Here is a 12,404-nt window from a genome sequence, read left to right on the forward strand (position 1 = left end):
TTCATGCGCGGTCCCGACGATTGGGAAATACTGTTTCGGCAACTGTGAAAGTTATTAGCCAAGGCGGTAACAATTACCGCCTTATACCCGTGTTTGCAAACTTCGGTTATTAGCCGCGTGGGGCGTAGGCAAATACATCGGCACGCATGCGGTGCGCATCCATACCCGCTTCGACCAGGGCGTCGAGGGTGGCATAGATCATGTTCGGCGAGCCGCTGGCATATACATGCACGGTATTCAGGTCGGCGATGTCTTCACAGACCGCCTCATGCAGCATGCCGAAACGGCCTTCCCAGCCGCACAGGTCGCTGACCACCTGGTGCAGGAACAGGTTGGGCAGGCGCTGCCATTCGTCCCAGTGTTCGATCTGGTAGAAATCTTCGGGCCGGCGCACGCCCCAGTACAGGTGTACCGGGTACTTGAAACCCTGAGCCCGACAGTGCTCGACCAGGCTGTGCATCTGGCCCATGCCGGTGCCAGCGGCAATCAGCACCAGCGGCCCGTCGGGCAGCTCGGCCAGGTGGGTGTCGCCAAACGGCATTTCGATACGCGCCAGGCGGTCTCGCTGCAGTTGCGCGATCAGTTGCAGCGCACTGGGCTCACGCGCCAGTACATGCAGCTCCAGCTCGCGTCCGGCATGCGGCGCGGAGGCCAGCGAGAAGGCCGCCTGCTTGCCGCCCTCACGCTCGATCATCAGGTATTGCCCGGCGTGGTAGCGCAGCGGCTTGCCGGCAGGCGCGCGCAAACGCACGCGCCAGACGTCGCCACCGACCTCGACGCACTCACTGACACTGCACGCCAGCTTGCGCACCGGCAGCTCGCCCAGGGCGAGCACACCATCCCAGAGCAACACGCAGTCCTCCAGCGGTTCGGCAATACAGGTAAACAACTCGCCATGGTCGCGGACTTCACCACCCTGGCGTACCCGGCCTTCGACCAACAACGCGGCGCAAACATGGCAATTGCCATTGCGGCAGCTGTTCGGGCAGTCATAGCCCAACCGCCGCGCTCCATCCAGGATCCGCTCCCCGGGTTCGAGCGCCAGCACCGCCCCGGACGGCTGCAACGTTACCTGCATCAATCTATTCCCAACTGATCCCACAGCTCATCGATACGGCGGGTGACGGCTTCGTCCTTGACGATGACCCGTCCCCATTCGCGTGTAGTCTCGCCCGGCCACTTGTGCGTGGCATCCAGGCCCATCTTCGACCCCAGCCCTGATACCGGCGACGCGAAGTCGAGGTAGTCGATCGGGGTGTTGTCGATCATCACCGTATCACGCTTGGGGTCCATGCGCGTGGTAATGGCCCAGATCACATCGTTCCAGTCGCGGGCGTTGATATCGTCGTCGGTAACAATAACGAACTTGGTGTACATGAACTGTCGCAGGAACGACCACACACCCAGCATCACACGCTTGGCGTGGCCTGGGTACTGCTTCTTCATGGTTACCACTGCCATGCGGTACGAGCAGCCTTCTGGCGGCAGGTAGAAGTCGGTGATTTCCGGGAACTGCTTCTGCAGGATCGGCACGAACACTTCGTTCAGCGCCACACCGAGAATGGCCGGCTCATCTGGCGGGCGGCCGGTGTAGGTGCTGTGGTAGATCGGCTTTTGCCGGTGGGTGATGCGCTCGACGGTGAACACCGGGAAGCTGTCCACTTCGTTGTAATAGCCGGTGTGGTCGCCGTACGGGCCTTCCGGGGCCATTTCGCCCGGGTGGATCACGCCTTCCAGGATGATTTCGGCGGTGGCAGGCACCTGCAGGTTGCTGCCACGGCACTTGACCAGCTCGGTACGGTTGCCACGCAGCAGGCCGGCAAAGGCGTATTCGGAGAGGGTATCCGGTACCGGGGTCACGGCACCCAGGATGGTCGCTGGGTCGGCGCCCAGGGCCACGGCTACCGGGAACGGCTGGCCGGGGTTCTTCTCGCACCACTCGCGGTAGTCGAGGGCACCGCCACGGTGGCTGAGCCAACGCATGATGACCTTGTTGCGGCCGATTACCTGCTGGCGGTAGATGCCCAGGTTCTGGCGGTCCTTGTTCGGGCCGCGAGTCACGGTAAGGCCCCAGGTGATCAGCGGCGCCACGTCGCCCGGCCAGCAGTGCTGGATCGGCAGTGCGCCGAGGTCGACATCGTCACCCTCGACCACCACTTCCTGGCACACCGCGTCCTTGACCACTTTTGGCGCCATCGACACGACTTTCTTGAAGATCGGCAGCTTCGACCAGGCATCCTTCAGGCCCTTCGGCGGCTCGGGTTCCTTGAGGAAGGCCAGCAGCTTGCCGATTTCGCGCAGTTCATCGACCGACTCCGCGCCCATGCCCATGGCCACGCGCTCCGGGGTGCCGAACAGGTTGCCGAGCACCGGGATGTCAAAGCCGGTGGGCTTTTCGAACAGCAATGCCGGGCCTTTGGCACGCAAGGTGCGGTCGCAGACCTCGGTCATTTCCAGAACGGGGGAGATCGGAACCTGGATGCGCTTGAGCTCGCCGCGCTGTTCCAGGCCACGGATGAAGTCGCGCAAGTCGCGATACTGCATGCAGGAGCCTCGTGTTGGCCGTATCGGTCGGGGGTGCAGAGTGTAGCGCCGTTCGGTGCCCAATGGCCAAATATGACTTGGGGCCGCTTCGCGCTCCATCGCCGGCAAGCCAGCTCCCACAGGTTCGACACAAGCCTCGAAAGCTATGCAGTACCTGTGGGAGCTGGCTTGCCGGCGATGGGCTGCGAAGCAGCCCCAATCATTACCTGATGTAGAGGCTTGCTTGCGCTTCACCGATTATGTGAAACCACCTTCGACAGCCCGATGCCAAGCGCTTGCAGCACCTTCAGCACAGTCGACAACTTTGGGTCGCCGTCCGCTGCCAACGCCCGATAAAGGTTGGGACGAGCAAGCCCGGTAGCCTGAGAAAGGTTGCCCATGCCGCCGCGCGCTTCAGCCACACGCCGAACCGCCGTCAGAAACCCTGCAGCGCCACCAGGCTCATCGATCTCCTCAAGCGCCACGGCGAGATAATCGATGGCGAAGGATTCGTCGTTGCGGAGCATTTCGAGAACACTTTCTTCATGGGGACGTGTGCCGGTCATAGCTTTACCTTGTGCCTGCGCCAAAGTGATCTGGCTTGATCAATATCGGCCTGCTGCCGGTCTTTCGAACCACCACCGAGCAGGAAAATAATCCTCCGCCCAACGGTGGCGTAATAGATGCGGTAGCCTGGCCCGAAGTCCAGTTTCATCTCGAACACGCCATCACCCACTGGCTCGGTTAGGCCAAAATGGCCCTGCGCTGCCCGGTCGAGCCTTGTAGTGATTCGTGCCTTAACCCTTGTGTCGCGAATGGTGTCCAACCATGCCTGGTAGAGATCCACGCCATTGGCGGATAGAACGTGATGAACTGCGTACATCCATAATGTACCTTAAAAGAGACAATTCCGTGTCGGCTTTTTAGCCAGCCGGCTATGCGAGCTGGCTCTTGGAGGGAGGCAAAGTGCCTTGGGAGGCATGGCAACCCGCAGGCAGCATGGTGGCCTGCATTCAGGGTGCTGGCGAACAGTCTTTTGTGACAAACAGCAAAAAGCCGGGTTTCCCCGGCTTTTTGCTTGATCGATCGAAGCTTACTTGCGCTTCATCGACAGGAAGAACTCGTCGTTGGTCTTGGTCTGCTTGAGCTTGTCGACCAGGAACTCGATGGCGGCGATTTCGTCCATCGGGTGCAGCAGCTTGCGCAGGATCCACATGCGCTGCAGTTCGTCGTCGGCGGTCAGCAGCTCTTCGCGGCGGGTACCGGAACGGTTGATGTTGATGGCCGGGAACACACGCTTCTCGGCGATGCGGCGGTCCAGCGGCAGCTCCATGTTGCCGGTGCCCTTGAACTCTTCGTAGATCACTTCGTCCATCTTCGAGCCGGTTTCGACCAGCGCGGTGGCGATGATGGTCAGCGAACCGCCTTCCTCGATGTTACGCGCGGCACCGAAGAAGCGTTTCGGCTTCTCCAGGGCGTGGGCGTCGACACCACCGGTCAGCACCTTGCCGGAGCTTGGGATGACGGTGTTGTAGGCACGCGCCAGACGGGTGATGGAGTCCAGCAGGATGACCACGTCCTTCTTGTGCTCGACCAGGCGCTTGGCCTTCTCGATCACCATCTCGGCAACCTGCACGTGGCGGGTTGGCGGCTCGTCGAAGGTGGAGGCAACCACTTCGCCGCGCACGGTGCGCTGCATTTCGGTCACTTCTTCCGGGCGCTCGTCGATCAGCAGGACGATCAGGTGGCACTCGGGGTTGTTGCGGGTGATGTTGGCCGCGATGTTCTGCAGCATGATCGTCTTACCGGCTTTCGGCGGAGCGACGATCAGGCCACGCTGGCCTTTGCCGATCGGGGCGCACAGGTCGATGACGCGGCCGGTCAAGTCTTCGGTGGAGCCGTTACCGGCCTCCATCTTCAGGCGCTTGTTCGGGAACAGCGGCGTCAGGTTTTCGAAGAGGATCTTGTTCTTCGCGTTTTCCGGGCGGTCGAAGTTGATGGTGTCGACCTTCAGCAGGGCGAAGTAACGCTCCCCTTCCTTCGGCGGGCGGATCTTGCCGACGATGGTGTCGCCGGTACGCAGGTTGAAGCGGCGGATCTGGCTAGGCGAGACGTAGATATCGTCAGGGCCGGCCAGGTAGGACGCATCAGCCGAACGCAGGAAACCGAAACCATCCTGGAGAATCTCCAGCACGCCGTCACCCGAGATCTCTTCGCCGCTTTTCGCGTGCTTCTTCAGCAGGGCGAAAATCACGTCCTGTTTGCGCGAACGGGCCATGTTTTCGATGCCCATCTGTTCGGCCATTTCCAAAAGATCGGTAATCGGCTTTTGCTTGAGTTCAGTCAGGTTCATAAGGGGAGTGACGTAATCATGTAAGAAGGGAGAATTAAGCTACTGGCTTAATGAGGCCGCGCCGCTAGATGGCGACAAGATCGCGTACTGATTCGAATTAGGGATGCTTCGGCGACGGCGTGTAGAGGGCACTGGAGAAGCAGTGCGAGGCCGAATGTAACACTTGCTTTTTTCGACGTCTAGTGGTTTTGGCCGGGTAAATCGTGCCCTGTGGGAGCGGGTTTACCCGCGAAGGCTGCAGTGGGTTCAATATCGAATTCGCGGGCAAACCCGCTCCCACAGGCCCTTCGGGCAAAAAAAAGCCCCGCATTTGCGGGGCTTTTTACATCACAGGTGGGCGTCGAGGAACGCGGCCAGCTGCGATTTCGACAGTGCGCCAACCTTGGTCGCTTCGACGTTGCCGTTCTTGAACAGCATCAGCGTCGGGATGCCACGCACGCCGTGCTTGGCCGGGGTTTCCTGGTTCTCGTCGATGTTCAGCTTGGCGACGGTCAGTTTGCCCTCGTAGGTGGCAGCGATGTCGTCCAGGACCGGAGCGATCATCTTGCATGGGCCACACCATTCAGCCCAGTAGTCGACCAGCACCGGGCCTTGAGCCTGCAGTACGTCGGCTTCGAAGCTGGCGTCGGTGACGTGTTTGATTTTGTCGCTCATGGAAATCTCCAAGGTCGTAAGCAATAAAAAACGTTGCCCATCATAGCCGCCCCCGCCCTCTACAGGAAGCCGCCGACGATTGAGTGTAACTATAGTTGTGCAAGAGGCCGCGAATCGAAACTGTCACACAAGTGTCATAGCATCGAATGGCACATTGCCTTGTATCAAGGCCAGCTCAATGGCTTGCGTGCCACGCGTTGGCGACAGCCTGCTATCGTGGCACGATTGCCAGGTAAACGACCGAGAACCTCCAGATCATGCCGCATACCATCGCGAAGAACCTGTCCCTGATCGCCGCCATCGACCTTGGCTCCAACAGTTTCCACATGGTCGTGGCCAAGGCCCACCATACCGAAATCCGCATTCTCGAGCGGCTTGGGGAGAAGGTTCAGCTGGCCGCTGGCATCGACGAAGAACGCAAACTCAGTGAAGAGGCAATGGAGCGAGGCCTGGATTGCCTCAAGCGCTTTTCTCAACTGATCAACGGCATGCCGGCAGGCTCCGTGCGCATCGTCGGTACCAACGCATTGCGCGAAGCGCGCAACCGCAACGAATTCATCCAGCGCGCCGAAGCCATCCTCGGCCACCCGGTCGAGGTCATCTCCGGCCGTGAAGAAGCGCGCCTGATCTACCTGGGCGTGTCGCACACCCTGGCCGACACCCCCGGCAAGCGCCTGGTCGCCGACATCGGCGGCGGCAGTACCGAGTTCATCATCGGCCAGCGCTTCGAGCCGCTGCTGCGCGAAAGCCTGCAGATGGGCTGCGTCAGCTTCACCCAACGCTATTTCCGCGACGGCAAGATCACCCCGGCCCGCTACGCCCAGGCCTATACCGCCGCACGCCTGGAGCTGATGAGCATCGAGAATGCCCTGCACCGCCTGACCTGGGACGAGGCCATCGGCTCGTCCGGCACCATCCGCGCCATCGGCGCCGCCATCAAGGCCGGTGGCCTGGGCAATGGCGAGGTCAACGCCGAAGGCCTGAACTGGGTCAAGCGCAAGCTGTTCAAGCTGGGTGAGGTCGACAAGATCGACTTCGACGGGGTCAAACCGGACCGCCGTACCATCTTCCCGGCGGGCCTGGCGATTCTCGAAGCGATCTTCGACGCCCTGGAACTGCAACGCATGGACCACTGCGACGGCGCCCTGCGTGAAGGCGTGCTGTTCGACCTGCTGGGCCGCCACCACCACGAAGACGTGCGCGAACGTACCCTGAACTCGCTGATGGAGCGCTACCACGTCGATCAGGGGCAGGCCGCGCGCGTCGAGCGCAAGGCCCTGCACGCCTTCGACCAAGTGGCCGAGACCTGGCAGCTTAAAGATGGAAACTGGCGCGATCTGCTGGGCTGGGCGGCGAAAGTGCACGAAATCGGCATGGATATCGCCCACTACCACTACCACAAGCATGGCGCCTACCTGATCGAGCACTCCGACCTGTCGGGCTTCTCCCGCGAGGACCAGCAGATGATGGCCTTGCTGGTGCGCGGCCACCGCCGCAACATCCCCAAGGACAAGTTCGCCGAACTGGGTGAAGAAGGCATCAAGCTGCTGCGCCTGTGCGTGTTGCTGCGCTTCGCCATCCTGTTCCACCACATCCGTGGCAACCAGCAGATGCCGAAGGTAGAACTGAAAGCTGCCGATGACAGCCTGGATGTAGCCTTCCCTGAAGGCTGGCTGGAGCAGAACCAGCTGACCCAGGCCGACTTCGCCAACGAGGCGGAGTGGCTGGCCCGGGTCGGCTTCGTCCTCAGCGTACGTTGAGGACCGGGTTGCTCAGGCGCTCCAGCAGGGTCGCCTGGGCACTGCGCGGGTTCTGGTTGCCGGTCGGGGTGCTGCGCACGTAGCGCCCGTCTGGCTGCAAGGTCCAGGCGTGGGTGTTGTCGGTCAGGTAGCCTTCCAGCTCCTTCTTCACCCGCAGCAACAGCTTCTTGCCCTCCACCGGGAAGCAAGTTTCGACGCGCTTGTCGAGGTTGCGCTCCATCCAGTCGGCACTGGACAGGTAGATCTGCTCTTCGCCGCCATTGAGGAAGTAGAACACCCGCGTGTGCTCAAGGAAGCGGCCGATGATCGAGCGCACCTGGATGTTGTGCGAAACCCCCGGAATGCCTGGGCGCAGGCAGCACATGCCACGCACCACCAGGTCGATCTTCACGCCCGACTGGCTGGCCTTGTACAGCGCCTTGATGACCTTGGCGTCGGTCAGCGAGTTGAACTTGGCGATGATGTGCGCCGGCTTGCCTTCGAGGGCAAACTGGGTTTCCCGCGCGATCATGTCGAGCATGCCCTTTTTCAGGGTGAACGGCGCGTGCAGCAGCTTCTTCATGCGCAGGGTCTTGCCCATGCCGATCAGCTGGCTGAACAGCTTGCCGACGTCCTCGGTAAGGGCGTCGTCTGAGGTCAGCAGGCTGTAGTCGGTGTACAGGCGGGCGTTGCCGGCGTGGTAGTTACCGGTACCCAGGTGCGCATAACGCACGATCTCGCCCTGCTCGCGGCGCAAGATCAGCATCATCTTGGCGTGGGTCTTGAAACCGACCACGCCGTAGATCACCACCGCACCCGCCGCTTGCAGGCGGCTGGCCATCTGCAGGTTGGACTCTTCGTCGAAACGCGCACGCAACTCGATCACCGCAGTGACCTCCTTGCCGTTACGCGCCGCGTCCACCAGGGCGTCGACGATTTCCGAGTTGGCCCCGGAGCGGTACAGGGTCTGGCGCACGGCGAGCACGTGCGGGTCCTTGGCGGCTTGGCGCAGCAGGTCTACAACCGGGGTGAAGGACTCGAACGGGTGCATCAGCAGGATGTCCTGCTTACTGATCACACTGAAGATGTTGTCGGCGTTTTGCAGCAGCTTGGGGATCGCCGGGGTGAACGGCGTGTACTGCAGCTCAGGGTGGCTGTCCAGGCCGGTGATGCTGAACAGGCGGGTGAGGTTGACCGGGCCGTTGACCTGGTACAGCTCGCTTTCGCTGAGGCTGAACTGCTTGAGCAGGTAGTCCGACAGGTGTTTCGGGCAAGTATCGGCCACTTCCAGGCGCACGGCGTCGCCGTAGCGGCGCGAGAACAGCTCGCCACGCAAGGCGCGGGCCAGGTCGTCGACCTCTTCGGAGTCCAGCGCCAGGTCGGCGTTGCGGGTCAGGCGGAACTGATAGCAGCCCTTTACCTTCATGCCCTGGAACAGGTCGTCGGCGTGCGCGTGGATCATCGACGACAGGAACACGTAGTTGGCGCCCGGGCCACCTACCTCTTCCGGCACGCGGATGACCCGCGGCAGCAGGCGCGGGGCCGGGATGATCGCAAGGCCCGAATCGCGGCCGAAGGCGTCGACACCTTCAAGCTCGACGATGAAGTTGAGGCTCTTGTTCACCAGCAATGGGAACGGGTGAGTCGGGTCGAGGCCGATCGGGGTGATGATCGGGGCAATTTCGTCGCGGAAGTAGCGGCGTACCCAGGTCTTGAGCTTGGGCGTCCAGTAACGGCGGCGGATGAAGCGGATCTGGTGCTTTTCCAGCTCCGGCAGCAGCACATCGTTGAGGATCGCGTACTGGCGCTCCACCTCGAAGTGCACCAGCTCGCTGATGCGTGCCAGCGCCTGGTGCGGCTGCAGACCGTCGGCACCGGCCTGTTCACGGGCGAAATTGATCTGCTTCTTCAGGCCTGCGACGCGGATTTCGAAGAACTCGTCGAGGTTGCTGGAGAAGATCAACAGGAACTTGAGGCGTTCGAGCAACGGGTAGTTCTCGTCCAGCGCCTGTTCCAGCACGCGGATGTTGAACTGCAGCTGCGAGAGTTCGCGATGAATGTACAGGCTGCTGTCGTCGAGACCTGGAACGTTGATGGCCGGGGCAGGTGCCGGGGCCGGAGCTACAGGCTCGGCCACCAGTTCCACTGCAGGCTCCGCAACAGCTTCCGGGGCCGGAGGCGGCAGGTCTGGCGGGGTTTGCACCATCTCTTCGGGGAGCTCCTGAGCATCCTTGATCGCGACAGGGCTTAGCACTTCATTATTCATCTGGCGTTCCTGAGGACGTTAACGCCCTATCATCTATTGAGCGGCAAGATAAGCGCCCATTATGACGCCTGTGTTACACGCCAGTGCAAGCCATGGCGCGTGGCTCCCGGCATTGTCCGTGTAGGAATTGTTCACGTCGAGACACATTTGGACACTTTCACGAATGCGCGCGAAGGGGTAGGCTGCGCGTTCATTTCGCCAGCACCTCAGAAAATGCTTCAACAATTCCTGCAGGATTTCGGCTACTTCGCCCTTTTTCTAGGCACCTTCTTTGAAGGCGAGACCATCCTGGTGCTTGCGGGATTCCTTGCATTCCGCGGTTACATGGACATCAAGCTGGTGTGCCTGGTGGCGTTCTTCGGCAGCTACGCCGGCGACCAGTTGTGGTACTTCATGGGCCGTCGCCACGGGCGCAGGATTTTGGCGCGCAAGCCGCGCTGGCAGGCGATGGGTGACCGGGCGCTGGATCACATCCGCCGCCACCCCGACATCTGGGTGCTGAGTTTCCGCTTTGTCTATGGCCTGCGCACGGTCATGCCGGTGGCGATTGGCCTGTCGGGCTACCCGCCACGCCGCTACCTGCTGCTGAACGGCATTGGTGCAGCGATCTGGGCAATTGCCCTGGGTGCGGCTGCCTATCACTTCGGCGCCATCCTCGAAGGCCTGCTGGGCAACGTGAAGCGCTACGAGCTATGGGTGCTCGGCGGCCTGTTGGCGCTGGGCGGCCTGCTGTGGCTGCGCCGGCGCTTCCGCACCCTGCGTGCGGAGCGCAAGGCGGCGGGCGAGGCCCAGGCCCCAGAGGCTGAGCAGGCTGTAAGCCACGAACAGGAACCACGCCAGCGGCGCGACCACCGCTAAGCCCAAGGCGCCGGCCAGGTACAGCGCCGGCGCATTCAACAACAGCCGCACCAGCTCCAGGCGCACCGCCCAGGGCCGGTTCTCCAGCAGCGCGCCCAGCACGAACAAGCCAAACGCCATCAGCGACCAGCCGAGCACCAGCGCGGCAGCCGGCACCTGCTCGACCACGTCCATCAAATAGCTGCCCAAGGCCACGTAAACCACGAATTGCGCCGCCACGTAGGCCTGCTGCGCGCGGCCCAGGGCAACCTCGAACTTGCGAAACAGCGCCAAGTCCTGCTTGGCCTGCGGGTAGCGCGCAGCCACATCGGCCGGGCGCCAGCCGGTAGGCATGAACCAGATACGCAGCTTGTCCCACAGGCTGGCGGTGTGCCGGGCATCGTGCCAGAGCTGGGCATAGAACTGCAGGTTGGCCCACAGCGGGTTCCAGCTGGCCAGCGGCGTGGTCACCCCGAACACTACCGGCACAGCCGGGTCTTCCTCCTTGAAGGTGCCGAACAGGCGGTCCCAGAGAATGAACACGCCGCCGTAATTGCGATCCAAGTAAGCAGGGTTTTGCGCATGGTGGACGCGATGGTTGGATGGCGTGATCAACACCCACTCGAGCCAACCGAGCTTGGGAATGTGCCGGGTATGCACCCAGAACTGGTACAGCAGGTTGAGCGAGGCCACGGTGATGAACACCAGTGGTGGCACGCCGACCAACGCCAGTGGCAGGTAGAAGAGCCACGAGAAGATGAAGCCGCTACTGGTCTGGCGCAACGCGGTGGTGAGGTTGTACTCCTCGCTTTGGTGATGCACCGAATGCGCAGCCCACAGCACGTTGCGCTCATGGCCGAGGCGGTGCAGCCAGTAATAGCAGAAGTCGTACAGGACAAAGGCCAACAGCCACACCCACCACGCGTGTGCCGGCAGGCGCACAAGCGCCAGGTGCTCGAAGGCCAGCGCATAGCTGACCAGCCCCACGCCTTTGGTCAGCAACCCGGTACTGGTCGACAACGCGCCGGTGCTCAGGCTGTTGATCGAGTCGGCCAGGGTGAAGTTGCGCTGGCCACGCACACGGTCGGCCACCAGCTCGACGGCGATCAGCACGAAGAAGAACGGCACAGCCAGCAGTATCAGGTCCATGGGCACGATCTCAGGGGCTACTTGCCAAGATTAGGACGCACTCGCAGGAATCCCTATGGCGACATCTGCCAAACTAGAGGACATTTAGCGCCTCGACACTGGAGTAAAAAGCATGACAAAAAAAGTAGCGGTGATTCTTTCCGGCTGTGGCGTATATGACGGCGCCGAAATCCACGAAAGCGTGATCACCCTGCTGCGCCTCGACCAGCGCGGTGCGCAGGTGCAGTGCTTCGCGCCGAACATTGCGCAGATGCATGTCATCAACCACCTGACCGGCGAGGAGATGCCCGAGTCGCGCAATGTGCTGGTGGAATCGGCGCGTATTGCCCGCGGCGAGGTCAAGGACATCCGCGAGGCCAAGGCCGAAGACTTCGACGCATTGATCGTGCCGGGTGGCTTCGGGGCGGCGAAGAACCTGTCCAACTTTGCCGTGGAAGGCGCCAACTGCAGCGTCCACCCGGACGTGCTGGCCTTGGCCGAAGCCTTTGCCGACGCCTGCAAGCCGGTAGGCCTGATCTGCATCTCGCCAGCGCTGGCGGCGAAGATCTACGGGCCGGGCGTGGTCTGCACGATTGGTACTGACGCGGGCACCGCGGCGGCCGTGGTGAAGATGGGTGGCACCCATGAACAGTGCGATGTGCACGATATTGTCGAAGATACCCAGCGCAAGCTGGTGACTACCCCGGCGTACATGGAAGCCAAGTCGATCAGCGAAGCGGCTGGCGGGATCTACAAGCTGGTGGACCGGGTGCTGGAGCTGACTCACGAATAAGCCCCCAGGCTTACACAATATCCAGAATCTGGCGCGGTCCCCTGTGGGAGCGGCCTTGTGTCGCGATAGGGCCGCAGAGCGGCCCCGGGATAGCAGCTTTGCCGCATAAAT

General features: G+C 61.9%; 10 protein-coding genes and 1 pseudogene. 3 read left to right on the plus strand and 8 right to left on the minus strand.

Features of this window, described 5'->3' with window-relative positions:
- Positions 1–109 precede the first annotated feature (109 nt).
- From ABE456_RS17130 to trxA, 6 genes are all read right to left on the minus strand, one after another.
- On the minus strand, positions 110–1,078 hold the full coding sequence (locus ABE456_RS17130; RefSeq protein ID WP_346644971.1) for a CDP-6-deoxy-delta-3,4-glucoseen reductase: 969 nt from the start codon (positions 1,076–1,078) through the stop codon (positions 110–112).
- Positions 1,078–2,544: a 4-hydroxy-3-polyprenylbenzoate decarboxylase gene (gene ubiD, locus ABE456_RS17135; RefSeq protein ID WP_016489755.1), complete on the minus strand. Its 1,467-nt coding sequence runs from the start codon at positions 2,542–2,544 to the stop codon at positions 1,078–1,080. The genes ABE456_RS17130 and ubiD overlap by 1 nt, the downstream gene beginning before the upstream one ends.
- Positions 2,545–2,774: 230 nt before the next feature.
- Positions 2,775–3,089 (minus strand): addiction module antidote protein, encoded by a 315-nt coding sequence (locus tag ABE456_RS17140; protein ID WP_346644972.1) that lies wholly within the window; start codon positions 3,087–3,089, stop codon positions 2,775–2,777.
- Positions 3,086–3,406, minus strand: a complete 321-nt coding sequence (locus ABE456_RS17145; RefSeq protein WP_346644973.1) for a type II toxin-antitoxin system RelE/ParE family toxin — start codon at positions 3,404–3,406, stop codon at positions 3,086–3,088. The genes ABE456_RS17140 and ABE456_RS17145 overlap by 4 nt, the downstream gene beginning before the upstream one ends.
- Positions 3,407–3,616: 210 nt before the next feature.
- On the minus strand, positions 3,617–4,876 hold the full coding sequence (gene rho, locus ABE456_RS17150; RefSeq protein WP_003253661.1) for a transcription termination factor Rho: 1,260 nt from the start codon (positions 4,874–4,876) through the stop codon (positions 3,617–3,619).
- Between the two features lie 327 nt (positions 4,877–5,203).
- Entirely contained in the window at positions 5,204–5,530 is a 327-nt protein-coding gene (trxA, locus tag ABE456_RS17155) for a thioredoxin TrxA (protein WP_012274768.1), read from the minus strand.
- 257 nt (positions 5,531–5,787) lie between these two features.
- On the opposite strand from trxA, the gene ppx reads away from it, so the two are divergent.
- Positions 5,788–7,290, plus strand: coding sequence for an exopolyphosphatase (ppx, locus tag ABE456_RS17160; RefSeq protein WP_346644974.1), 1,503 nt, complete (start codon positions 5,788–5,790; stop codon positions 7,288–7,290).
- Here the strand turns inward: ppx and ppk1 are convergent.
- Entirely contained in the window at positions 7,277–9,535 is a 2,259-nt protein-coding gene (gene ppk1 / locus ABE456_RS17165; protein WP_346644975.1) for a polyphosphate kinase 1, read from the minus strand. The genes ppx and ppk1 overlap by 14 nt on opposite strands.
- 213 nt (positions 9,536–9,748) lie before the next feature.
- Between ppk1 and ABE456_RS17170 the strand changes: the two genes are divergently transcribed.
- Complete coding sequence (locus tag ABE456_RS17170; protein WP_346644976.1) at positions 9,749–10,393, plus strand: DedA family protein; 645 nt, start codon at positions 9,749–9,751, stop codon at positions 10,391–10,393.
- 501 nt (positions 10,394–10,894) lie between these two features.
- Here ABE456_RS17170 and ABE456_RS17175 read toward each other — a convergent pair.
- Positions 10,895–11,521, minus strand: a pseudogene (locus ABE456_RS17175) (sterol desaturase family protein); the annotation flags it as partial.
- Positions 11,522–11,633: 112 nt separating this feature from the next.
- Between ABE456_RS17175 and elbB the strand changes: the two are divergent.
- Positions 11,634–12,293, plus strand: a complete 660-nt coding sequence (elbB, locus tag ABE456_RS17180; protein WP_346644977.1) for an isoprenoid biosynthesis glyoxalase ElbB — start codon at positions 11,634–11,636, stop codon at positions 12,291–12,293.
- Positions 12,294–12,404 lie beyond the last annotated feature (111 nt).

The organism is Pseudomonas sp. TWI929, assembly GCF_039673335.1.
Taxonomy (GTDB): Bacteria; Pseudomonadota; Gammaproteobacteria; order Pseudomonadales; family Pseudomonadaceae; genus Aquipseudomonas.